We start from the raw sequence: 19,181 nt of genomic DNA, 5'->3' as shown, positions 1-19,181 counted from the left end.
ATCCTCGTCGCGACGCGACGCCGTCCTCGCGGCTGACAGGAGTACCCGACCTCATGTGGCGCGCTCTCGCCTTCCTGGCCCTGCTTGCCGTCGCCGCCTTCGGGGCGGTGTGGATCGCCGACCGACCCGGGTCGGTCACCATCGTGTGGAACGGCTACGAGGTGGCCACGAGCCTCGCCATCGCCCTCATCGGCGTCGGCATCGCGGCGATCGCGCTCGGCCTCGTCTGGGCCGTGGTCCGCGGCATCATCACCCTGCCGGACACCCTGGTGAACGGCTCGCGCGAGCGCCGCCGGGCCAAGGGCTTCACCGCCCTGTCGCGCGGCATGGTCGCGGTCGGGTCGGGCGATCCCCTCGCCGCCCGCCGCCATGCGGGCGACGCCGAGCGCCTGCTCGGCGCGGAACCGCTGACCCTGCTGCTCAAGGCTCAGGCGGCGCAGATCTCCGGCGATCGGCAGGCGGCCGAGAGCGCGTTCCAGCGCATGGTCGACGACCCCGAGACGCGGGTGCTCGGCCTGCGCGGCCTGTTCGTCGAAGCGCGCCGACGCGAGGACGACGTCTCCGCCCGCGCCTACGCGGCGGAGGCCGCACGCCTCGCCCCCAGCGTCACCTGGGCGAACGACGCCGTGCTGGAGGCGCAATGCGCCGACGGCGACTGGGGCGGCGCGCTCGAGATCGTCGAGCGCCGCGGCTCCCTCGGGCTGATCGACAAGGCGGAGGCGCGGCGCCAGCGTGCCGTCCTGCTCACCGCGATGGCGCAGGTGCGCGAGGCCGGCGAGCCGGAGGCGGCGACCGAGCGCGCGCTCCAGGCGGTCAAGCTCGCGCCCGATCTCGTTCCCGCCGCCAGCATCGCCGGGCGCCTGCTCGCCCGCCGCGGCGATCTGAAGAAGGCGGCCAAGATCGTCGAGGCCGCGTGGAAAGCCAATCCGCACCCGGACCTCGCCAAGGTCTACCTCAACCTGCGCACCGGCGATTCCGTGCGGGACCGCCTGGCGCGGGCCGAGACGCTGGCCAAGCTCTCGTCCTGGGCCCCCGAGGCGCGCCTCGCCCTGGCGCAGGCCGCGTTCGACGCCCGCGACTTCGAGAAGGCCCGCGAGGCGATCCGGCCCCTGCTCGACGACGGCCCGAGCGTGCGCACCTGCCTGATGATGGCGCGGATCGAGGAGACCGAGCACGGCGCCGGCTCGGGCCGCGCCCGCGAATGGCTCGCCCGCGCCGCGCATGCCCCGCGCGATCCCGTCTGGATCGCCGACGGCGTCGCCTCGCCGACCTGGGAGCCGATCTCGCCGGTCTCCGGCCGCATCGACGCCTTCGTCTGGCAGGCGCCGCCGAACCTGCTCGCCGGCCAGGAGCCGTTCGAGACGCCGGCGCCGGACACCGACACGGTCGCCCTCGCGGCGCCCCACGCCGCCGCGCCTGCGGCCGCGAGCACGATGGCGCCCGCTCCCGCCGCCGGGCCCAAGCCGACGACCACCATCCCGGCCGGCATCACGCCGGCGAGCGTTGCGCGGGTGCCGGCCGAGGCCGACAAGCCTGCCGTCGCCGAACCCGGGCCGATGCCGGCCGGCGCTGCGAACCCCGTGGTGCTGCCGCAGCCGCGTCCCGCCGGTCCGCCTGCAACCGGTTCGCCCGCAACGGCACGCGAGGACGCCGAGGCCAAGGCCCGTCGCTTCGGCTGATCGTTCCCGCGCCGCCTGGCCCCGCCGGGCGGCCGGCGGGTGCGACACGGGCATGGCGTCGGGCTTCATCGAACGGCCATATCGCCACGGCAAGATACATCCTGTGGTAGGCTCCGACGCGCGGCACCGTTCTGCGCTACGGTGCGTTTGACCCACGAAACGACCAACCTTTGGTGGTGAAGACGGCTGCAATCGGCGGTACGCCCGCTTCCCAGGGCAGGTCCGATCGATTATTTGCCGGATAACTTTTCCTCCGAGAGGCCCCACCACTGTTCCAGTTCCGTTCCGGCCCAGCACACCGCATCGTTCCCTCCGCGATCGGGCCGCACGCCTCGGAGCGCTGGAACCGCATCGGAGCGCCCGCATGGCGCCGACGCGCATGACGACGATGCCGCTCGACGACGAGCGCGAGGCGCGGCCGCAGGTCGGCGCGCTGCCGTTCCGGCGCGAGCCCGACGGCAGCTACAGCGTGCTCCTCGTCACCTCCCGCGAGAGCCGGCGCTGGGTGATCCCGAAGGGGTGGCCGATGAAGGGGCGCAAGCCCTTCGAGGCGGCGGCCCGCGAGGCCTACGAGGAGGCCGGCGTGATCGGCCAGATCGGCAAGCGGCCGCTCGGCTTCTACCTCTACCAGAAGCGCCTGAAGAACCGCGACGCGGTGCTGTGCCAGGTGAAGGTGTTTCCGCTCGAGGTGCGCAAGCACCGCAAGACCTGGCCGGAGCAGCACCAGCGCGAGCAGCGCTGGTTCACCCCCGCGGACGCCGCCGAGGCGGTGACCGAGCCGGGCTTGGCCGCGATCATCCGCGCGGCGCTGAAGCGCGACGGCCGCCCCAAAACGTGATCCACCCGGTCGATTGCGCCCTCGGGACCGCCAAGCGCGATTGCCAAGCCGCCGTCGATCCCTTAAAGCCCCTCTCGGTCGGACGGAGACGCCCCCTCGCGGGCCTCGGATCGCCGTTGCTGCGGTAGCTCAGTGGTAGAGCACCTCATTGGTAATGAGGAGGTCGTGGGTTCGATCCCCCCTCGCAGCACCATCAATCCACGCCTCCGATGAGCACTGAGATCGACCGGTAGGGCGTTGTCCCCCGGGCACGCTTTTTCGCATGGGCAGAACGCGGGCGAGCCAAGCTCCCCCTGCCCGATCGACATCCCCGAACACCACCTTGTCGGGACCGTCTCGTTCCCGGTCGGCTTGGGTGCCGGCTTGGGCCGCGGCGGAGGCGACGGATCGCTCTCGGCAGCGTGGTCACGGACCGGTGCGCCCCGGCTCGCGGATCGGGCGCGGATCGGCCCATGCCGATCGTGCCATCGCCCATGCCGCCGGCCGGAAAATCGGCGCGGATGCGCGGGCGGTCAGGGGCGGGGGGCACGTGTTGCGCCCCGCGAACGCAAGACCCTTACTTGTTGGTCCGGCCCTGGTGGTTCGGATCGATCCCGCCGTCGAGCTTCGTCTCGTTGGCCGTGTCGCCCTCCACCGTCGAGTCCGCCTCGATGTCCTCGATGTCGTGACCCGTCAGGCCTCGGGACTGGCCGATCCCCGGATTGCCCTTCAGATCGGCATCGGTCGGCGTATCGGTCTTCGGGTGCTTGTTCGACATGGGTGCTCCAATCGGTCGGCCGGCGCGAAGCCTGCGCCGCAGCCTCGGGACATGGGGAGCAAACCCCGGGTCGAAACGGCCGTTCCGATCGCCCGGCGCGGAGCGACCCTCGGCCGCGCCGCACGGTGCGCGGGTGTCGGCTCGCGTACGCCGACCGTGCTCCCGAGAAAGCCGCCGATCGATCGCCAGCGGGCGGGAGAAGGGATCGCCGTCGGCCTCATCGCGGGGCGAAGCAAAGCCCGCACGGCCGAGACGTGCCGTCCGGCCCGCCCACGGCCGCCTGATGATCCGGCGCCCGCGATGGCCGTGGCCGCGCTCCGTCAGAGCTGCCCGCGGACGTAGCCGCGCGAGACCAGCCGGTCCCGCCGCAGCGACCGGCGCTCGGCCTCGGCCAGGTCTGCGAGCGCGTCCTCGACCACCTGTACCAGCGCGATCCAGGCATCGCCGCGGGCGGCCCTCCGGTAGGCCAGCGCGATCGTCTCGGCCTCGGTGAGCCGGATCTCCACAGGCGGTTGGTGGGGCTGGGGGTGCATCGCGGCTCCGAGTTGTCCAAGAACATACAAGGAACAAATAGCAAGCGGGCCGACGGTTCAACCATGGCGAGCACGGTGGGCCACGGAACGGTGAGATGCTGTGGAGGGCGGGGTAGAAGGCCAATGCCGACACCGCTTTACCGTTTCCACTGCACGAACGGCTTCGACCTCGTGGCCGATCTCCAGGGCAGGCGGCTGCCGACCTGGGCGCTCATGCGCCTCCACGCCGAGCGGGTCGCGATCGACCTAATGCTCGGCAGCGCGCGGCGCGATTGGTCGGCCTGGACGGTCGAGATCTACGATGCGGCGGGCCGGCACGTGATCTCGAAGCCGTTCGTGGACATTCTCGAGAGCCGATCGGAACGGAAGAAATAGTTTCTGTTTTTCGCTGCCGAATGGCCTCGAACCAGCGACAGCGCAGAAGATTGACTTGTCATGGAGGCAGCCATGACAGCAAAGCGCATGATCCTATCCACCCTTGTGCTGTGTATCCTTCCCGCGGCGACGGCGACCGCTCAGACCGGCGAGATCCGGACCGGTGCGATCCCGCCCGTCAACGAGAAGGCGGTGACGACGACCGCCGTCGGGCAGACCAAAAAGCCGAGCCGTGTTGCGGGCTCGGTATCGGACCGATCGGGATCACCCGGCGACGTCGGGGACGGCATGATCCGGAACATCTGTATCGGGTGCGAGCCGGATCGCAGCACGCTCGACACGGTGACGACGAACGTTCCCCCCAGGACCGGGGGCGAAACCTGGAATACGAAGCTCGAGCGGCTTCGCAAGTTGCCCGAACCCAGCAAGCAGGGCGACCTCGATACCTTCTCTCTCGCTTCGGCCCATCGCGAGCGAGCGGAATCGGTGCAGGAGAAGACCAACGGCCTGTGGCAATCGTGGCTGGTCTCCGTGTGCGAGGGCTGCGGAGACCAGAAGCCGGCCAAGGCCTGGAACCTGCAGGATCGGCCCTCCTTCCGGCTTGGATCGGTCACGCCGGATCGTCCGGAGGGCGACGCGTCGTCCGAGAAGATGCGCCCGGCCGAGCCGAGGCAGGTCGCCGTCCACCATCACGGCGCCTTCGAGGCGGACCTCTCCCCCGAGAACGTCGGCTCGATCAGGCGCATGCCGCAACGCTGATCCGATCGGCTCCCCCTCTCGTCCGCAGCCACTTGGTCCCAGTGCGGACCATCCGCTCGCCCGTCCTCGCGACGGTCGCAGCCTGCACGCGCTCGTCCCCCCTGGGCCGGCGGTCGATTTGCCGAGCGAACGGCGGCTCGGCGTTTCGTCGCACGCGGCGGGGGCGCCCGAACCGTGATCTATGCGGGCGGTTGCCGCGTGACCACGAGAGAGGATGTGATGATGTCGAACCCAGCCAAGGGTCGGTCCGGCGACGGTCAGCAGCACGAGACGACGAGCGCGCAGGCCGAGCGGGCGGCCGAGGTGCAGCGGGCCGGAAGCGCCGAGGCGGGGGCCGGCCACCCCGAGGTTCTCGAAGGCGGCAAGGCGGAGGCGCCGACGGAGGGCAAGGGGCAGCCGAAATCCGCGGCCTCGAACGCGCCGGCCGGTGCGACGAGCGACGCCGCCACCAGCTCGGCGACGGTCGGGAAGGCCGAGAAGGAGGCTGCAGCCGCGGCCGGCGCCGGCAAGGCGCAGCACGGGCGCGGGCACCGCAAGGCGGAGTAGCACGCTCTCGCCGGGCGATCCGGCCCCGTCCCGATCCGCCCACGGGACGGGGCGTCGAACGGCGTCAGGCCGGCTCGGCGGCCGTCTTGGCGTTGCCTTTGCGGCCACGCGTCTTCGGAGCCGGCGTCGGCGCTCCTTCGGCCTGGGACGCCTCTACGGCCTTGGGCGACTCGGCGGCTTTGGGCTTGCGTCCGCGCGCCTTCGGAGCCTCGGCGGTCGCCTCGACCGCTGCGGCGGCCGCGGGCTGCTTCCGCCGCTGCTGACCGAGGCCGAGCGAGCGCGCCAACGCCGAGCGCGTGGCGGAGTAGTTCGCCGAGGTCGACGGGTAGTCCGCCGGCAGGCCGTAGCGGGTCCTGTACTCCTCGAACGACAGGCCGTTCCCGTTCAGATGGCGCTTCAGCGTCTTGTAGGGCTTGCCGTCGAGGAAGGAGACCAGCGCGTCCGGCGTGACCGACTTGCGGATCTGAGCCGCCGTCGGCTTCTCCGGGCCCGCGGGCTCGGCCGGCTTGCCGTTGCGAAGTTCGGACAGCATCGCGTGCACGTTGGCGATCAGCGTCGGCAGCTCGGCCACCTGGACATGATTGCCCGAGACATAGGCCGCGACGATGTCGGCCGTGAGACCGACGGGGGTATTGGGCTGATATTCGAGCTGATCTTCCAAGGCGGCACTCCTTTTCCGGAAAAGCTATGGCTCTGCGGGCTCGCCTATCTCGTCAAGTGCCGTTCGAACGAAACGCGTGGGTATCGAATGTAATATTGCAGAAACCGAGCGATCCCGACGTGCGACGATCCTATCTCTGGAACCAGGACTGCCGATCCCTGTTCTGACGTCACGGCGCAGCGCCGTGTAAGGCTCTACAGAATGAACAAGCTCATCCTCGGCGCAACGGTGGCGCTCGGCCTCTTGCTCGGCGCCAACACCGCCGGCATGGCGTCACCGGGCGATGGCCTCGATCGCAACGCGGCGGCGACCGGCAACGGTCGCATGGGCGGAATGCACGCCGGCGCGCGCACCGGCGGGATGATGCGCCCCCGCATGGGCGGGATGCGGATGATGCGGCGCCATCACCGGCGTCACCACCGCTGAGCGACCGGCCCTCTCGATCGGCGCACGACGCAGGAACCCCGGGACGCTCGCGCGATCCGGGGTTCCTGCGTCGGCGAGCGCCGGTCGCCCTAGGGACGCTCCGCCTTCGGCCAAGTGTCGATCACGGCCTCGCCCGATCGCAGCTCGACCCGGTGGGCATGCGCATCGTCCCGCGTCTCGCACAGGTCGACCGCCGATGCGAAGCGCAGGCGGGCAGCCACCTCGGTGGCGGCATCCTCCTCGACGACGACGTGCCCGTCCCGGTAGGTGAGCACCACGAAGGGCGGGTTCTTCAGATCGCTGACTTCCATGGGCTCGCTCCGACCGCGTGTCATGGCGCAACGTTCGTCGGCGGTTCCCGCTCCGCCCGCATGGGACCCGCTTCGACGACGGTGTACAGCGGACGGCGAGAAACCACTCCGGGAACGCCACCCATGCCGCCCGCCCAGGGATTGCCGGCCGCGCTCGCCATCCTCGCCGCCATGACGCTTCCCGGGCTTGCGCAGGAGACCGCCGCGAAGGCCGCGCTGGCGCCGACCGGCACGCTCCGGGTCGGCCTCGTCGAGGCGCCGTCCGCCGGCCTCGTCTTCGTCGCCCGCTCGCCGGACGGGACGCCCGAGGGCGTCACCGCGGATCTCGGCGCAGACCTTGCGCGACAGGTGGGCCTGCCGCTGGCCGTGACCCTCTTCCCGAACTCGGGCGCTGCGGCAGCGGCCCTCCAGGCCGAGACGATCGACGTGAGCTTCATGCCCGTCGATGCGGCGCGTCGGCAGGTGCTCGATTTCGGGCCGGGCTACTACGACCTCGAGAGCACCTACCTAGTGACCGGCGCGTCGGGCATCGTCGACGTCGCGCAGGTCGACCGGCCGGATCTCAAGGTGGTGGCGATCGACGGGACCACGACGATCCGCGCCTCGGGCCGCACGCTGACGCGGACCCGGCCGGTGGCCGTCTCTTCCGTGGCCGAGGCGATCGATCGGATGCGAACCGGAGCGGCCGACGCCTTCGCCCTGTCGCGAGACACGCTGCAGCCGATCGTGGCGCAGGTCCCCGGCTCGCGGATCGTCACCGGCGGCTTCCAGCGGACGCAGGTCGCCGTCGCGGTGCCGAAGGGCCGGTCGGCGGCGCTCGCCTCGGTGACGGCGTGGCTTGCGGAGGCGAAGCGGTCGGGCCTCGTGCGCCGGATCTTCGACGCCCACGGCTTCGATGGGGATGCGGTGGCACCGTAGGAACGGAGCGAGGCGATGACGCGATGGTACGCAAGCGGCGGGCTCGCGCTGGCCTGCACGGCCGGTGGAGTCGGTTTCGGGGGCTCGGCGATGGCGCAGGAGACGGTGGTGCACGAGATCAGGCGGACCGAGCTCGGCCGCGCGCCGGTCTCCGGCGACGACACGCGCGAGATCATCATGCAGCTGGTGGAGTTTCCGCCGGGTGCGACCTCGCCCCGCCACGTCCACCACGGCGAGGAGTCGTTCTACGTGATCGAGGGCGGCACGGTGCAGGTGTCCGGCAAGGAACCGAAGCAATGGCCGGCCGGCGAGCGCGGGATCAACCCGCGCGACGTGCCGCACGCGGGCTACACGGTGGTCGGCGACAGGACGATCAAGGTCCTGTCGGTCTAAGTGGTCGACAAGGGCAAGCCCTTGCAGGAGCCGTCCCCCTGACCGCGGGCCTGCCGAAGCTGCACCCAACGAAGCGGGCGATGCGCGAAACAGCGTCTTCCGAGCACCCCGACGCGAAAGGCTTTTCTGGAATGAGCGAAACGCCCGATCCCGACCGCGCGGCCCGCGCCATCGCGGAGAACGTCTACGCGGCGTACTGCCGCCAGGCGACCATGCCGGCTCACCCTTTGGAGGAGCAGACGATCGTCACCCCGCTGGTCGAGGCGATCCGCCCGCAGATCGGCGGCTCCCCGGGCGCGATCGTCGAGGCCGTCAACGCCGCCCTGTCGGCCTGGGAACAGCGGGATCCGGACATTCGCGGCCCGCGCGTCGCAACGATCGACCGGAGCGACGGCGCGATCACCCTGGGGTGAGCGCGGCCTCGGGGTGCGGTCCGGATCGGCGCACGCTTGCCGCCGGAAGGCCGAGCGACGAGAGCCGGATCCCGCCTCGCGGAGCTCCATGCCCACCGCCGGGCGGGAGCCGCCCGCGCGACGCGGCTCGGGGCGCCGGTGGGGCGGGCCTCAGCCCTTCTTCTTGTAGGCCTCGATCGCGTTGCGGCACCCGGGCGAGAGCTTCGACATGTTCCTGTTGAAGCAAGCGCGCGTCTCGGGGCCGTCCTCGAGCGGCAGGCCGGTGCAGAAGGTCGCGAAGTCGCCGGCACAGAGCAACTGCATCGCGGCCTTGTCTTCCTGCGACACCGGAGCGGCGATCGCTGCGGTCGCCGCAAACGTCGCGAGCGCAAAGCCGACTCCAAAACGTACCAACATCGTCTTCTCCTGAGGCACCCGCTCGACCCGGGTCCGGTGCCAGAACGTTGCGGGATGCGTCCGGGTTGCGCCGCCCGGCCCACGTCGTCGCGCGGCGTGTCCCGACAGGCACGGTCGGAACGGTGCTCGATCGCCCACCGGCCTGATGGGCCGGCGAAGCGTCGCGTCAGACGATGCCGCTGGCCTCGTACGGCCAGGGAAGGCCGAGATGCGCCGCGACCTTCTCGGCGTCGTGGCCGACGGCCTCCACAGCCGCCCCGAGCGTCTCCACCGGCACCTGGAGCTTGCGCGCCCAGTAGGCGGCCGCGTCCGGCGTCGAGAGGTTGACGGTCTGAGGCTCGTGCGTGTCGTCGATCGGCATGGGGTGCTCCTGCCTCCCCCAATGCGGCAGTGCACCGGCGGTTCATTCACGCGGCCCGCCCCGGCGATTCGTTGCGCACGCTGCGCCCCGAGCACGGGCGGATGGAGGAACGGCCGGTGGGCGGGGCGGTTAGCAGGGACAACGGTAAGGAGTACCATCATGGATGTCTGGCAGCTCATCGGGCGCGACCACGCGAACATCGAGCAACTCATCCACGATGCGCCGAAGGCATCGCAGGGGCCGGGTGCCGTGCGGAGCCGCGAGCGCCTTCTCGGCGAGCTCATCGATCGCCTCGAAGCACATGCCGAGGCGGTCTCCGTCAGCCTCTACGCCCCCCTCGGCCGGCGCGCGCAGACGCGGACGCTGGTTGATGCGCTGGACGAGCAGCACCGGGCGTTCATGAGCCAGCTCGCGGACCTGGCGCGACAGCGTCGGACGGGCTCCGAGGGGTGGCTGGATGCCTTCGAGGACGCGACCTTCCTCGTCGACCAGTACCTTCACCGCCACAAGCACGAGTTGATCCCGGCAGCGCGGGCGTTGCTGTCCGCGGGCGAGGTCCGCGATGCGGGCCAGACGTTCGTTCAAGCCAAGCGCTGGATGCTGCAGGGCCGCGACCGTCCGGCACCGGCACCGCGGAGCGAGTTCGACCTCCGGGTCATCGTCTGCACCCTGGCGGTCGGCCTCGGCTACCTTCTGTGGCAGGCGGGCTTCCTCGGTCGAGCCGGTGGCCGCCGCGGCGCGACCGGCGGCGCGAGCCGGGGCGTGAACCCGGCGACGGCCTCGATCCCGGCCGGACGCAACGGGGTGGACGGCCCGGCGCAGCGCCGGGAGCGGCTGCTCGACGAAGGGCTCGAGGAGACCTTCCCCGCCAGCGACCCGATCTCGGCGCAGCGTTTCACCTAGCGGGCCGCGCGGGCGACGGCCGGCGGCACGGTTGTCGCTCCGGACGCGGAATGCGGCGACGGAGAGCCGGAAGCAGGCTCGGGGAGGCGGCGATGTCGGACCTGGACACGAAGCGGGAGGAGATCGCGGCCCTCGTCGCCCGCGATCTCGGGTTCGACGGGCTCGCCGGGCTGAGCCCATCCGATCGGGCTGCCGTCGACCGGAGGACGGCGGAGCTCGTCGACCGCTGCGATACGACCTCGCCGGTGCCGGCCGACGCCCCTGCCGCCGACCGGGAGATGCGTCGCCTGCTCGCGGAGTACCGCGGGCTGCTGCATCTCCCGACCGACGCGGCCAACGTCCGCCTGGCGGAGGTCGGCGAGGTGTTCGCCCCGGACAACGACGCCTGACGCCGTCCTTTCGACCGGAGCAGCGCACGTTCTAGCCGCCCTTCGCGACCAGGAAGAACGCGACGCCGACGACGAGGAGGCTTCGCGCGACCCGGCCGCACGTTATTGCGCCGACGCCGTCGTCGAGGGAACGCAGGTGGGCGATCTGGGCGAACATCGCCGCCCAGTAGGCCGACCACAGGCCGAGGATCGAAGCCATCGCAGGCGACATGGCCGGGCTGCCGGACCTAGCCCGGCGGCCGCCGCTCGTGGCGCCAGGACGCCACCGCGGCACGCCGCGCCTCGTAGGCACGCCGGACGGGCGAGCCGTCGGCGCCGCGCCCTTCCGGGCCGTAGCCGAAACGGAGGACGCCCTCGGGACCGTAGAGGCGGCTCACCTCGGTTCGCCAGACCCGATCGGTCTGGGCGAGAGTCGCCTCGGTCTCCGCGAGTCGTGTCGCATGCATCGTGGCTGTCCTGAAGGGCGGGGTCGTGGGGTCAACGCGAGCCGGCGCCATCCGCTCCGGATCGCACGCGACAAACCGGTTTCTCGACGGGCCGTCCGCGGGGGCTATCTTGAGGCGATGCCCCTGTCCCGCCCCGCCCGTTCCAGTGCCCGCGCAAGCGACGGGCCAAGCCCCGCTTCGCCATGCCCGGCGACGTCCTTCCGGGGCGCCCGGGCAGGCGCGCGATGAGTGCGCGCCGTGCGCTGATCGTCGGCGCCTCCCGCGGGCTCGGCCTCGGTCTCGTCGCCCGGTTCCTCGAGCGCGGCTGGGCGGTGACGGCCACCGTGCGCCGGCCGTCGGCCGCCCTGTCCGAGCTCGCGAGCGCCGGCACGCTGCGGATCGAGACGGGCGTGGACATCGACGACGATGCGGCGGTGACCGCCCTGCGCACGCGGCTGGCGGAGGCCCCGGCCTTCGATCTCGTCTTCGTGGTCGCGGGCGTCGCGACGCAGGCCGGCACGCCGGCCGCGGCGATGCCGCGCGCGGTCGCGACGGCGGTGTTCGAGACGAACGCCCTCAGCCCGATCCGTTTCGCGGAGGCCTTCCACAAGCGCGTCGCACCGGGCGGTCTCGTCGTCCTGATGACGTCGAAGCTCGGCTCGGTGTCGCTGAACCGCGGCGGCGGCTGGAGCAGCTACCGCGCGAGCAAGGCGGCGCTCAACACCCTGGCCCGCTCCTTCGCCGGGCAGCACGCCAAGGCCGATTGGGGCGTCGTGCTGATGCATCCGGGCTGGGTCCGCACGGATCTCGGCGGCCGGCGGGCGACGCTCGACGTCGAGACCAGCGCGCGGGGCATGGTGGCCGTCCTGGAAGGTCGCCTCGGGGGATCCGGCTGCGTCTTCCTCGACCATACCGGGGAGGTCGTGCCCTGGTAGCCCCTCGAACTCGACGCCGCCGGATCGAGGTCCGTCTTCGGCGTCGCGGCGCGATCGCAACGCCGGACAGGCCATCCCTCCGGCTTTGAACGATTCCCGCCGGAGCCGTGCCCCGGTCGGAGGCGATCGTTCGGATCGATGCCCTGCGTCGAGACGCTTCGGGCCCGAAAAGCAAACCACCGCCCAAACTACGGCGATCCGTTCAGGCGCGTCACGCGGGACGATCGTCCAGCCTGTCGCCGCGGACCGCCGCGTCGTACCCGGCCAGCCATTGGTCGTGGGCCGCCATGCCCTCGGCATAGGGGCAGTCTTCGCGGCGGAGGTTCTTGCCCGGCGCGTAGAAGCCGAGCGCGTAGTGGTCTAGGTTGTCGTCCGGCGGCTCCGACATCGATGGTTCTCCCGTATGCGTGGGGCGGCGGCGGTGCCGCGGCTTAAGTCATCACCTCGGCGAGGATGCACGGCACCTCCGCCGGAAGCTCGCGGGCGAGGAAGCCGATCCCGCCGTAGCGGCGCGCCAGCCGGCGGCCCGCCTCGCCGTGGGCGTAGACGCTCCACAGCGCCGCGGCTTCGGGCTGGGTTCCGCGCGCGAGCAGGCCGACGATGAGGCCCGCCAGCGTGTCGCCCGATCCCGAGATCGCCAGCCCGACATGCCCCATCTCGTAGCACCAGGCGCGGCCGTCGGGGGAGACGACCTGCGTCCGGCCGCCCTTCATCACCGTGATCGTCCCGAAGCGCTCGGTGGCCCGGCGGGCCGCCGCCAGCGGGTCGGCCTCGACGGCCTCCCGGTCGATGTCCAGCAGCTTGGCCATCTCGCCGGCGTGCGGGGTGATGATCGCCGGCTTGGGCAGGCGGCGCGTCAGGTCCGGATCGGCGCGCAACGCGGCGAGCGCCCCGGCATCCAGGACGATGGCTGCCGTGTCCGCCCCACGGACGAGCGCGGCGACCACGGCTTCCGTGTCCGCGTCCTCGCTCATCCCCGGCCCGCACAGGATCGCGTCGCTCGCGCCGGCCCGCTGCGCGAGATCGTCGGCGCAGGCGCGCCCGATGCCGCCGGCCTCGGTCTGTGCCAGGCCGATCACCAGGGCTTCCGGCACGGCGATCCCGATCGGGATCGCGAGGTCGCGGCAGACGCCGATCTGCAGCTTTCCCGCCCCGACGCGCATCGCCGCGTTGGCGCCGAGCAGGACGGCGCCCGGCAGCGCCGTGCAGCCCGCGACGATCAGGACGCAGCCGCGCCCATCCTTGCTGTCGCCGTCCGGATCGGGAGGGGCCATGCCGCGGAGCACGTGCTCGGTCAGCGGTGTGACGGCGCTCATGGCTTCCCTCCGGTCCTTGCCCCAAGGGTCTGACGGTCGCTCAGCTCTTGGTGTCGGGTTCGGAGGTAACGGTGGCGCCCTGTGCCTCAAGGGGTGCGACGAAGTTGTAGCGGATCAGGTCGAGGGCACCACCGGGTGTGGCGCGCGCCGAGGGGACGTACTCGGTGACCCCGCAATTGGCGATGTCGCCCTCGGCGTCGATCGCCAGGATCTCCCCCTCGGTCATGTTCTCCAGGAGGTAGCGCAGGCACAGGACGACCACCTGGTGGGCGACGAGGAGGATGCGCTGGCCTTCGTAGTGCAGGGCCATCGTGTCAAGCGCGCCGCGCAGGCGCAGGATGACGTCGCACCAGCTCTCGCCGCCGGGCGGCCGGTGGTAGAACTTGCCGAGATCGCTGCGCAGCGCCGCCTGCTCCGGGTGCAGCTGCTCGATTCCGGCGCGCGTGAGCCGGTCGAGGATCCCGAACTCCTTCTCGCGCAGGCGCTCGTCGACGAGGAGCGGCGGGGTGTCCGCGGCCAGCGCACCGGCGGCGCGGATCCCCTCGGCGGTCTCGACCGCGCGGCGGTAGGGCGAGGCCAGGACGAGGTTCGGACGCTGGTCCTCGGGCAGGCTGGCGAACCAGCGGCCGAGCGCCTCGGCCTGCCGGTGGCCGAGCGGGCTCAGCGGCACGTCCACGTCGCGTTCGGGGATGTCGATCCGCGCCGCGCCCGAGGCCTGCGCCGCATCGCGGGCGACGTTGCCGGCGCTCTCGCCGTGGCGCACGATCCAGAGGTGAAGCGGCTGTCTGTGCGGCACGGGGATCTCCAGCGCGTCCACCGGTCCGGTCGGCGCAGGTCTCGTCATACGGCGTCGTCGCGCGCGAGACACGGCGACGACGCGGGATCGCATCGCCCCGCCGTCGGGCGCGATGCCGGCAGGGCGGGCGAGCGCACGAAGAAGCCCGCCGCGGCGAACCGGGCGGGCTGAACGACGTGCCGTCGTCGCGAAGGCTACTTCGCGGTCGGGGCGCTGCCGCTGTTGACGGTGCCGCCCGCGCTCGGGCCCGCGCCGTTGCCGGCGGCACCGGGCGCGACGGGCGCCGTGGTGGCGCTCGGCGCGGTGGTGCCTGCGTTCGGGACGGTACCGGTGGTGGTGGACGACCGGCCCGCGGCCGACCCCTCACTGATCGTGCCGCCGGCCGACGGCCCGGCGCCCGGGCTGCCGGGGCCGCCGTTGGAGGCTCCGCCCTGGGCGAAGGCGGCGGTGCCCATGGTCAGGACGAACGCGGACGCGAGCGTGATCGACTTGAAAGACAATGTGTTTCCTCCGGTGGATTACCAAACTCTGCTGAAGAACCAGCTTGCGCCGTCTCCGTTCCACACGAGAAAGCCGGCCTGGATCTCTCCGGCCGGGCCCCTCGATCGTCGGGCTTCGATCGGCGCGTCTTCAAAGGCGCCTTCAGCGCGTCCTGGCACCGAGCTTCGTGCTGATCGTCCGTCCGCCGCCACGGCGCATCATGTGGCGCCGCATGGTGTGGTGGCGCATCATCGAGCGGCGCGTCATCCGCACCTGCACGGTCGGGGCCTCGGGCTGGACGAGGCTCGGCGCGGGCGCCGGCGTCGCGGCGGAGACGGCGCCGGCCGACATCAGGATGGCGCCGAAGGCCGCGGCCGCGATCGCAGAGGCTGTGAAACGGGTCTTGGTCATCGGTGCCGCGTCCTTGCTGCCGCACCGGGTCGGTGCCACGGCGTGAAACCACGGCCACGATCCGATCGTTCCTCGCCTTCCGGTTGAGAAGGTGCCAGCCGACCCGCCTCAGCCGATCAGGAAGTGCACCAGGATCAGCGCCAGCGCCGCGCCGCCGATCGCGAGGCCCATCAGGACGACGCTGCTGAGCTGGTCGACGCCGTCCACGTCCTGGCCGATGCGATGCTCGACGCTGTTGGCGCCGTGGCCCGGCCTGTCGGGAAAGGTGGGTTGTGCCATGTCGATCTTCCTCGCGATCCGAAGGGGTGATGCGAGGGCAACGCGACATCGGACCGGTCGGTCCTCGACGTTCGGCAGGCGATGCAACATGCCGCGGGTCGCGAAGTCCCGGGCGCAGCGCGCTCCGAGCCGATGTGAACCAAAGCCTTCGCACGCCGTTGCAAGTGCCAGCGACGGGAGTGGATCGATGAAGACGCTTTGCACGGTGATGGTGGTGGGCCTGACGATCGCCGGATCGGTCGCGCCGGCCTTGTCCCAGCCCTACGGCGGCCGGGACTACGGCTACGGCGAGCGCGAATCCGGGTATGGCGGCCGCGACGACCGCTACCGCGATCGCGACCGGGGCTACGACGACCGCGGCCGCGGCGGCGGCCGCTTCGGGTTCGACGAGGCCGAGTACCTTCGCTGCAACCCCGACGTTCGCCGCGCGGTGAGCCGCGGGCAGGTGGATTCGGGCGCGGCGCATTACCGGGTGTTCGGCCGGCGCGAAGGCCGGCGGTTGAGCTGCTGAGCCTCCGACGACGCGGTCGGCCGGCTCGACGGCCGGGCGGAGGCGATCTCGCCAAGCCCGGCCGGAGAGCCGCGTAGGGTCGATGGCGGCCGCCGGTTCACCGACGGCTCGATCGGCCCGATTGAGATATGCACCCGGAGCGTAGCAACACCGTGTGGTTGCGCCTGCCGGCGCATTTGCCAGCATCCCCGCCATGGCCGCATGCAGCACGCGTTGCCGCCGCGAGCCCCAGCCCACGATGTCCCCTCCGCCCGCACCGTCGAGCACGCCGACCCATCACGGCCTGCCTCCGGCCCAGCGCGGGCGGGCGATGGTGGCGGTGCTCACCGGCGTCGCGCTGGCGACGCTCGACACCGCCATCGCCAACACCGCGCTGCCGACCATCGCCGCCGATCTCGGGGTCGATCCCGGCGCCTCGGTGTGGATCGTCAACGCGTACCAGCTCGCGGTGGTGGCGACGCTGCTGCCGATCGCGGCGCTGGGCGAGATCGTCGGCCAGCAGCGGATCTACGTCGGCGGGCTGATCCTGTTCACCGGCGCCTCGCTCGTCTGCGCGCTGGCCTGGTCGCTGCCGACGCTCGTCGCGGCCCGCGTGCTCCAGGGCGTCGGCGCGAGCGCCCTGATGGCGGTCAACATCGCCCTCATCCGCTTCATCTATCCGGCCCACCAGCTCGGGCGCGGCGTCGGCCTCAACGCCTTCGTCGTCGGCGTCGGCTTCGCGGTCGGCCCGACCGTCGCCTCGCTGATCCTCGTCGCGGCGCCGTGGCCGTGGCTCTTCGCCGTCAACGTGCCGATCGGGCTCGCCGCCCTGCTGCTGGCCTGGACCGCGCTGCCGGAGACCGGCCGCTCCGGCCACCGCTTCGACGGGGTCGGCTCGCTGCTCAACGCGTCCGCCTTCGCCCTGCTCGTGCTCGGCCTCGGCGAGGCCGCGCACGAGGGGCCGCTCTGGCGCATCCTGGCGGAGGCCGCCGGCTCGGTCGCCTGCTTCCTGCTGCTGCTGCGGCGGCAGGCAGGGCATCCCGCGCCGATGCTGGCCGCCGACCTCCTCCGGCGCCCGCTGTTCGCCCTCTCCGCCACGACCTCGGTGTGCTCGTTCGCGGCGCAGGGGCTCGCCTTCGTCTCGCTGCCCTTCCTGTTCCAGCACACGCTCGGGCGCACGCAGGTCGAGACCGGCTTCCTGATGACGCCGTGGCCCGTCGTGGTCGCGCTGATGGCTCCCCTGGCCGGGCGCCTCTCGGACCGCTACCCGCCCGGCCTGCTCGGCGGGATCGGGCTCGCCGGACTCGCCGTCGGCATGGGGCTGCTCGCCGCCCTGCCGGCGAGCCCGACCGTCCTCGACATCGGCTGGCGCATGGCGATCTGCGGCGCGGGCTTCGGCTTCTTCCAGGCGCCGAACCTGCGCGCCATCATGACGAGCGCGCCGCCGGCGCGATCGGGCGGGGCAAGCGGCATCGTCGCCACCTCCCGTCTCCTCGGCCAGACCATGGGCGCCGCGCTCGTCGCCGCCTGCTTCGCGATCGCGGATGCGCACGGGCCGGCGCTCGCCCTGGGGCTCGGCGGCGCCTTCGCCGCCGTCGCGAGCGTCGTCAGCTTCCTCCGGCTCGCCGTCGCCCCCGAGGACACGGCGAGACCGGCGTGAGGCTGCGGGGCCGGGCCTCGGCGCCGCGTTAACGCTTCATCAACCACGCGCCGGCCACGGTGTCCCGAGGAGAGACACCGCCATGAAGCGACGCCCCAGCCGCGACTTCGATGCCCTGAGCCAGGCGCAGATCGCCGCCGGCCGGACCGACACCCGCCGCGTGGATGCCGGCCGCCTGATGCCCGCCTCGGCGCCGAAGCGGATGGCGGACCTCCTCGACGCGATCCAGCACGTGACCGAGGCGGCGACGGGGGAGCGCAGCTTCCTCCACGTCCGGCCGCGCCCGTGACGCCGGCGCGCTTCTCCGGCACCCGCGCTCGTCCGGCGACGGTCTTGCGATGATCACGCTGGGCTTCGTGGTGATGCTCGCGGCCGCCCTCGGCCCGGCGGCGATTCTCGTCGCCGCCCCGGCGCGCCGTCGGTTCCTGCGCTGAGCGCGGGGCCTACGAAGCCGGGCCACGTCACGCTGCGGGGCGCGCCGCCTGATACACGGCGAGGAAGATGCGGACGGCCTCGTCCACGTGCCGTTCCATGTCGGCGCGGCTGCCGTCGTCCTTGTGGGGGATGAACAGGCACACCGGAACCACCTTCCCGATGATCAATCCGATGAACATGGTCGCGGCGAGCGACGGGTCGTCGCCGATGAACGTGCCGTCGCGCCGGGCCGCCTCGAGGTAGTCGGTCAGGTGCCGCTGCGTGCGGCCCGGCGCCATCGCGTAGAACGCCTCGCCGAGGGCCGGGTTGCGCTGGACCTCGGCGACGATGATGCGGGCGAGCGCCGTCATCTCGGGCATGATCATCGCGCCGTAGAGGTTCGTGCCGAAGGCCCGGAGCACCGCCGGGAGCGGGCCCTTGCTCCCGAGATCGGTCTCGATCCGCTGCCTGAGATCGCGCGTCCGGTTGCTCACGACCTCGATGAACAGGTCGTCCTTCGAGCCGAAATGGCGATAGAGCGTCTCGGTCGAGGCCCCGGCCTCGTTCGCCACCATCTTCATCGTGGTGTCCGAGAACCCGTGCTGAAGGAACACGCGCTCCGCCACAGCGGCGATCTCCTCGCGACGGCGCGATCCGCGCGGCACACGAATCCGAGAGCCATCAGCCGAACCGTTCGTTTCGCTTGACATCACCATCCAGATTGCGGGTAGAAACGAAACGTTCGGTTCGGATAACCCGCCGCACCGTACGGACGATCGCCCACGCCGTCTCGCTGAACGTGCGGTGGGACGAAAGGTTTGCATTCATTCCATGCGTGACGTCGATGCAAGCACCTCGTCCAGCCTGTCCAGGCCGTCGCGGAGTCGACGCGACCTGCTCGACGTCGGCTCGCCGCCCCGGCAGGGCGGGCCGGCCCGCGATGCCGAGCCGCGCGATGCCGACGATCGGCGTCGCCCCGCCCGCGATGCGTTGCGCGTCGTCCGGGATCGGCCCCGCGACGGCAGGGACGAGGAGCCGTACGCGGACGAGCGGGATCACGGATATCCCCGTCGCAGCCGCGACGCGCGCGACCACCGCTCCGAGGGCTGGCAGGCCCGCGAGCGGCAAGGCGACGACGATCGGCACGGCGACGACGATCGGCAAGACCACGATGGGCGAGACGACCATCGGCAGGACGACGATGATCGGAAGGGCGGCGACGCGAAGGACCGGGACGACCGCGGCGGCAAGAAATCGGACGGAGACGACAAGGGAGCGGACGAGCGCGCGCGCAGGAAGCGGCGGCCTTGGGTCATC

General features: G+C 72.0%; 31 protein-coding genes and 1 tRNA gene. 16 read left to right on the top strand and 16 right to left on the bottom strand.

What is annotated here, in order from left to right:
• Window positions 1–53: 53 nt before the first annotated feature.
• The 3 genes from MKK68_RS23855 to MKK68_RS23845 all read left to right on the top strand — a co-directional run bounded on the left by MKK68_RS23855 (window position 54) and on the right by MKK68_RS23845 (window position 2,710).
• A complete protein-coding gene (locus tag MKK68_RS23855) occupies window positions 54–1,679 on the top strand; it encodes a heme biosynthesis protein HemY (RefSeq protein ID WP_244033103.1) in 1,626 nt (541 codons plus the stop codon).
• 379 nt (window positions 1,680–2,058) lie between these two features.
• Window positions 2,059–2,517 (top strand): NUDIX hydrolase, encoded by a 459-nt coding sequence (locus MKK68_RS23850; RefSeq protein WP_147729062.1) that lies wholly within the window; start codon window positions 2,059–2,061, stop codon window positions 2,515–2,517.
• A gap of 118 nt (window positions 2,518–2,635) precedes the next feature.
• Window positions 2,636–2,710 (top strand) — tRNA-Thr (locus tag MKK68_RS23845).
• A gap of 363 nt (window positions 2,711–3,073) precedes the next feature.
• Here the strand turns inward: MKK68_RS23845 and MKK68_RS23840 are convergent.
• Together MKK68_RS23840 and MKK68_RS23835 are read right to left on the bottom strand one after the other, a co-directional pair.
• Window positions 3,074–3,274, bottom strand: a complete 201-nt coding sequence (locus MKK68_RS23840) for a hypothetical protein (protein ID WP_147729057.1) — start codon at window positions 3,272–3,274, stop codon at window positions 3,074–3,076.
• Between the two features lie 320 nt (window positions 3,275–3,594).
• Window positions 3,595–3,807 (bottom strand): hypothetical protein, encoded by a 213-nt coding sequence (locus MKK68_RS23835; protein WP_147729058.1) that lies wholly within the window; start codon window positions 3,805–3,807, stop codon window positions 3,595–3,597.
• A gap of 123 nt (window positions 3,808–3,930) precedes the next feature.
• Between MKK68_RS23835 and MKK68_RS23830 the strand changes: the two genes are divergently transcribed.
• From MKK68_RS23830 to MKK68_RS23820, 3 genes are all read left to right on the top strand, one after another.
• Complete coding sequence (locus tag MKK68_RS23830) at window positions 3,931–4,182, top strand: DUF6894 family protein (RefSeq protein ID WP_147729059.1); 252 nt, start codon at window positions 3,931–3,933, stop codon at window positions 4,180–4,182.
• Window positions 4,183–4,242: 60 nt separating this feature from the next.
• Complete coding sequence (locus tag MKK68_RS23825; protein ID WP_244033102.1) at window positions 4,243–4,941, top strand: hypothetical protein; 699 nt, start codon at window positions 4,243–4,245, stop codon at window positions 4,939–4,941.
• A gap of 219 nt (window positions 4,942–5,160) precedes the next feature.
• Complete coding sequence (locus MKK68_RS23820) at window positions 5,161–5,487, top strand: hypothetical protein (RefSeq protein WP_243932627.1); 327 nt, start codon at window positions 5,161–5,163, stop codon at window positions 5,485–5,487.
• A gap of 64 nt (window positions 5,488–5,551) precedes the next feature.
• Here MKK68_RS23820 and MKK68_RS23815 read toward each other — a convergent pair whose 3' ends face one another.
• Window positions 5,552–6,148: a MucR family transcriptional regulator gene (locus MKK68_RS23815; protein WP_244033101.1), complete on the bottom strand. Its 597-nt coding sequence runs from the start codon at window positions 6,146–6,148 to the stop codon at window positions 5,552–5,554.
• Window positions 6,149–6,349: 201 nt separating this feature from the next.
• Between MKK68_RS23815 and MKK68_RS23810 the strand changes: the two genes are divergently transcribed.
• On the top strand, window positions 6,350–6,574 hold the full coding sequence (locus tag MKK68_RS23810) for a hypothetical protein (protein WP_147728717.1): 225 nt from the start codon (window positions 6,350–6,352) through the stop codon (window positions 6,572–6,574).
• Between the two features lie 89 nt (window positions 6,575–6,663).
• On the opposite strand, the gene MKK68_RS23805 is transcribed toward MKK68_RS23810, so the two are convergent.
• Entirely contained in the window at window positions 6,664–6,885 is a 222-nt protein-coding gene (locus MKK68_RS23805; RefSeq protein ID WP_147728718.1) for a hypothetical protein, read from the bottom strand.
• 123 nt (window positions 6,886–7,008) lie between these two features.
• Here MKK68_RS23805 and MKK68_RS23800 point away from each other — a divergent pair, with 123 nt between their 5' ends.
• The 3 genes from MKK68_RS23800 to MKK68_RS23790 all read left to right on the top strand — a co-directional run bounded on the left by MKK68_RS23800 (window position 7,009) and on the right by MKK68_RS23790 (window position 8,609).
• A complete protein-coding gene (locus tag MKK68_RS23800; RefSeq protein ID WP_244033100.1) occupies window positions 7,009–7,803 on the top strand; it encodes a transporter substrate-binding domain-containing protein in 795 nt (264 codons plus the stop codon).
• 15 nt (window positions 7,804–7,818) lie between these two features.
• A complete protein-coding gene (locus tag MKK68_RS23795; RefSeq protein WP_244033099.1) occupies window positions 7,819–8,196 on the top strand; it encodes a cupin domain-containing protein in 378 nt (125 codons plus the stop codon).
• Window positions 8,197–8,327: 131 nt separating this feature from the next.
• The gene (locus tag MKK68_RS23790) at window positions 8,328–8,609 is read left to right on the top strand and encodes a hypothetical protein (protein WP_244033098.1); all 282 of its coding nucleotides are present in this window, start codon (window positions 8,328–8,330) and stop codon (window positions 8,607–8,609) included.
• Window positions 8,610–8,759: 150 nt separating this feature from the next.
• Here the strand turns inward: MKK68_RS23790 and MKK68_RS23785 are convergent, their stop codons facing one another.
• Entirely contained in the window at window positions 8,760–9,023 is a 264-nt protein-coding gene (locus MKK68_RS23785; protein WP_243934143.1) for a hypothetical protein, read from the bottom strand.
• A 148-nt stretch (window positions 9,024–9,171) separates the two neighbouring features.
• On the bottom strand, window positions 9,172–9,366 hold the full coding sequence (locus MKK68_RS23780; RefSeq protein ID WP_147728722.1) for a DUF3606 domain-containing protein: 195 nt from the start codon (window positions 9,364–9,366) through the stop codon (window positions 9,172–9,174).
• 159 nt (window positions 9,367–9,525) lie between these two features.
• On the opposite strand from MKK68_RS23780, the gene MKK68_RS23775 reads away from it, so the two are divergent.
• Both MKK68_RS23775 and MKK68_RS23770 read left to right on the top strand, forming a co-directional pair.
• The gene (locus MKK68_RS23775) at window positions 9,526–10,269 is read left to right on the top strand and encodes a hemerythrin domain-containing protein (protein WP_244033097.1); all 744 of its coding nucleotides are present in this window, start codon (window positions 9,526–9,528) and stop codon (window positions 10,267–10,269) included.
• A gap of 92 nt (window positions 10,270–10,361) precedes the next feature.
• Window positions 10,362–10,658 (top strand): hypothetical protein, encoded by a 297-nt coding sequence (locus tag MKK68_RS23770; protein ID WP_244033096.1) that lies wholly within the window; start codon window positions 10,362–10,364, stop codon window positions 10,656–10,658.
• A 31-nt stretch (window positions 10,659–10,689) separates the two neighbouring features.
• Here the strand turns inward: MKK68_RS23770 and MKK68_RS23765 are convergent, their stop codons facing one another.
• Complete coding sequence (locus MKK68_RS23765; RefSeq protein WP_147729004.1) at window positions 10,690–10,869, bottom strand: hypothetical protein; 180 nt, start codon at window positions 10,867–10,869, stop codon at window positions 10,690–10,692.
• 16 nt (window positions 10,870–10,885) lie between these two features.
• Window positions 10,886–11,104 (bottom strand): hypothetical protein, encoded by a 219-nt coding sequence (locus MKK68_RS23760; RefSeq protein WP_147729005.1) that lies wholly within the window; start codon window positions 11,102–11,104, stop codon window positions 10,886–10,888.
• A 224-nt stretch (window positions 11,105–11,328) separates the two neighbouring features.
• Here MKK68_RS23760 and MKK68_RS23755 point away from each other — a divergent pair, with 224 nt between their 5' ends.
• Window positions 11,329–12,018, top strand: a complete 690-nt coding sequence (locus MKK68_RS23755; protein WP_243932633.1) for an SDR family NAD(P)-dependent oxidoreductase — start codon at window positions 11,329–11,331, stop codon at window positions 12,016–12,018.
• Between the two features lie 211 nt (window positions 12,019–12,229).
• On the opposite strand, the gene MKK68_RS23750 is transcribed toward MKK68_RS23755, so the two are convergent.
• The 6 genes from MKK68_RS23750 to MKK68_RS23725 form a co-directional block, all read right to left on the bottom strand.
• Window positions 12,230–12,406, bottom strand: a complete 177-nt coding sequence (locus tag MKK68_RS23750; RefSeq protein ID WP_147729007.1) for a ribosome modulation factor — start codon at window positions 12,404–12,406, stop codon at window positions 12,230–12,232.
• 43 nt (window positions 12,407–12,449) lie between these two features.
• Window positions 12,450–13,334, bottom strand: a complete 885-nt coding sequence (locus MKK68_RS23745) for an NAD(P)H-hydrate dehydratase (protein ID WP_147729008.1) — start codon at window positions 13,332–13,334, stop codon at window positions 12,450–12,452.
• Between the two features lie 40 nt (window positions 13,335–13,374).
• Window positions 13,375–14,130 (bottom strand): histidine phosphatase family protein, encoded by a 756-nt coding sequence (locus MKK68_RS23740; protein WP_243988892.1) that lies wholly within the window; start codon window positions 14,128–14,130, stop codon window positions 13,375–13,377.
• Between the two features lie 194 nt (window positions 14,131–14,324).
• Window positions 14,325–14,630: a hypothetical protein gene (locus MKK68_RS23735; protein ID WP_147841897.1), complete on the bottom strand. Its 306-nt coding sequence runs from the start codon at window positions 14,628–14,630 to the stop codon at window positions 14,325–14,327.
• Window positions 14,631–14,772: 142 nt separating this feature from the next.
• Window positions 14,773–15,021: a hypothetical protein gene (locus MKK68_RS23730; protein WP_244033095.1), complete on the bottom strand. Its 249-nt coding sequence runs from the start codon at window positions 15,019–15,021 to the stop codon at window positions 14,773–14,775.
• 108 nt (window positions 15,022–15,129) lie between these two features.
• The gene (locus MKK68_RS23725; protein WP_187274771.1) at window positions 15,130–15,300 is read right to left on the bottom strand and encodes a hypothetical protein; all 171 of its coding nucleotides are present in this window, start codon (window positions 15,298–15,300) and stop codon (window positions 15,130–15,132) included.
• A 187-nt stretch (window positions 15,301–15,487) separates the two neighbouring features.
• On the opposite strand from MKK68_RS23725, the gene MKK68_RS23720 reads away from it, so the two are divergent.
• The 3 genes from MKK68_RS23720 (at window position 15,488) to MKK68_RS23710 (ending at window position 17,739) form a co-directional block, all read left to right on the top strand.
• Window positions 15,488–15,811, top strand: coding sequence for a hypothetical protein (locus tag MKK68_RS23720; protein WP_147729602.1), 324 nt, complete (start codon window positions 15,488–15,490; stop codon window positions 15,809–15,811).
• A 238-nt stretch (window positions 15,812–16,049) separates the two neighbouring features.
• Window positions 16,050–17,450, top strand: coding sequence for an MFS transporter (locus MKK68_RS23715; RefSeq protein WP_147858971.1), 1,401 nt, complete (start codon window positions 16,050–16,052; stop codon window positions 17,448–17,450).
• Window positions 17,451–17,532: 82 nt separating this feature from the next.
• The gene (locus MKK68_RS23710) at window positions 17,533–17,739 is read left to right on the top strand and encodes a hypothetical protein (RefSeq protein WP_147727098.1); all 207 of its coding nucleotides are present in this window, start codon (window positions 17,533–17,535) and stop codon (window positions 17,737–17,739) included.
• 172 nt (window positions 17,740–17,911) lie between these two features.
• Here MKK68_RS23710 and MKK68_RS23705 read toward each other — a convergent pair whose 3' ends face one another.
• The gene (locus tag MKK68_RS23705; protein WP_279605476.1) at window positions 17,912–18,574 is read right to left on the bottom strand and encodes a TetR/AcrR family transcriptional regulator; all 663 of its coding nucleotides are present in this window, start codon (window positions 18,572–18,574) and stop codon (window positions 17,912–17,914) included.
• Window positions 18,546–19,052, bottom strand: coding sequence for a hypothetical protein (locus tag MKK68_RS23700; protein WP_244033093.1), 507 nt, complete (start codon window positions 19,050–19,052; stop codon window positions 18,546–18,548). Before MKK68_RS23700 ends, MKK68_RS23705 begins: the two co-directional genes overlap by 29 nt.
• Between the last annotated feature and the right edge of the window lie 129 nt (window positions 19,053–19,181).

The sequence above is a fragment of the Methylobacterium sp. E-016 genome (genome assembly GCF_022829745.1).
Classification (GTDB): domain Bacteria; phylum Pseudomonadota; class Alphaproteobacteria; order Rhizobiales; family Beijerinckiaceae; genus Methylobacterium.
The sequence above is the reverse complement of the archived record's forward strand: the minus strand, read 5'-3'. Positions and strand labels throughout refer to the sequence as shown.

Coding starts and splice junctions, on each gene's coding strand:
- MKK68_RS23855 (WP_244033103.1), top strand. CDS start 54: ATGTGGCGCGCTCTCGCCTTCCTGGCCCTGCTTGCCGTCGCCGCCTTC.
- MKK68_RS23850 (WP_147729062.1), top strand. CDS start 2,059: ATGACGACGATGCCGCTCGACGACGAGCGCGAGGCGCGGCCGCAGGTC.
- MKK68_RS23840 (WP_147729057.1), bottom strand. CDS start 3,274: ATGTCGAACAAGCACCCGAAGACCGATACGCCGACCGATGCCGATCTG.
- MKK68_RS23835 (WP_147729058.1), bottom strand. CDS start 3,807: ATGCACCCCCAGCCCCACCAACCGCCTGTGGAGATCCGGCTCACCGAG.
- MKK68_RS23830 (WP_147729059.1), top strand. CDS start 3,931: ATGCCGACACCGCTTTACCGTTTCCACTGCACGAACGGCTTCGACCTC.
- MKK68_RS23825 (WP_244033102.1), top strand. CDS start 4,243: ATGGAGGCAGCCATGACAGCAAAGCGCATGATCCTATCCACCCTTGTG.
- MKK68_RS23820 (WP_243932627.1), top strand. CDS start 5,161: ATGATGTCGAACCCAGCCAAGGGTCGGTCCGGCGACGGTCAGCAGCAC.
- MKK68_RS23810 (WP_147728717.1), top strand. CDS start 6,350: ATGAACAAGCTCATCCTCGGCGCAACGGTGGCGCTCGGCCTCTTGCTC.
- MKK68_RS23805 (WP_147728718.1), bottom strand. CDS start 6,885: ATGGAAGTCAGCGATCTGAAGAACCCGCCCTTCGTGGTGCTCACCTAC.
- MKK68_RS23800 (WP_244033100.1), top strand. CDS start 7,009: ATGCCGCCCGCCCAGGGATTGCCGGCCGCGCTCGCCATCCTCGCCGCC.
- MKK68_RS23795 (WP_244033099.1), top strand. CDS start 7,819: ATGACGCGATGGTACGCAAGCGGCGGGCTCGCGCTGGCCTGCACGGCC.
- MKK68_RS23790 (WP_244033098.1), top strand. CDS start 8,328: ATGAGCGAAACGCCCGATCCCGACCGCGCGGCCCGCGCCATCGCGGAG.
- MKK68_RS23780 (WP_147728722.1), bottom strand. CDS start 9,366: ATGCCGATCGACGACACGCACGAGCCTCAGACCGTCAACCTCTCGACG.
- MKK68_RS23775 (WP_244033097.1), top strand. CDS start 9,526: ATGGATGTCTGGCAGCTCATCGGGCGCGACCACGCGAACATCGAGCAA.
- MKK68_RS23770 (WP_244033096.1), top strand. CDS start 10,362: ATGTCGGACCTGGACACGAAGCGGGAGGAGATCGCGGCCCTCGTCGCC.
- MKK68_RS23765 (WP_147729004.1), bottom strand. CDS start 10,869: ATGTCGCCTGCGATGGCTTCGATCCTCGGCCTGTGGTCGGCCTACTGG.
- MKK68_RS23760 (WP_147729005.1), bottom strand. CDS start 11,104: ATGCATGCGACACGACTCGCGGAGACCGAGGCGACTCTCGCCCAGACC.
- MKK68_RS23755 (WP_243932633.1), top strand. CDS start 11,329: ATGAGTGCGCGCCGTGCGCTGATCGTCGGCGCCTCCCGCGGGCTCGGC.
- MKK68_RS23750 (WP_147729007.1), bottom strand. CDS start 12,406: ATGTCGGAGCCGCCGGACGACAACCTAGACCACTACGCGCTCGGCTTC.
- MKK68_RS23745 (WP_147729008.1), bottom strand. CDS start 13,334: ATGAGCGCCGTCACACCGCTGACCGAGCACGTGCTCCGCGGCATGGCC.
- MKK68_RS23730 (WP_244033095.1), bottom strand. CDS start 15,021: ATGACCAAGACCCGTTTCACAGCCTCTGCGATCGCGGCCGCGGCCTTC.
- MKK68_RS23725 (WP_187274771.1), bottom strand. CDS start 15,300: ATGGCACAACCCACCTTTCCCGACAGGCCGGGCCACGGCGCCAACAGC.
- MKK68_RS23720 (WP_147729602.1), top strand. CDS start 15,488: ATGAAGACGCTTTGCACGGTGATGGTGGTGGGCCTGACGATCGCCGGA.
- MKK68_RS23715 (WP_147858971.1), top strand. CDS start 16,050: ATGTCCCCTCCGCCCGCACCGTCGAGCACGCCGACCCATCACGGCCTG.
- MKK68_RS23710 (WP_147727098.1), top strand. CDS start 17,533: ATGAAGCGACGCCCCAGCCGCGACTTCGATGCCCTGAGCCAGGCGCAG.
- MKK68_RS23705 (WP_279605476.1), bottom strand. CDS start 18,574: ATGTCAAGCGAAACGAACGGTTCGGCTGATGGCTCTCGGATTCGTGTG.
- MKK68_RS23700 (WP_244033093.1), bottom strand. CDS start 19,052: ATGGTCGTCTCGCCCATCGTGGTCTTGCCGATCGTCGTCGCCGTGCCG.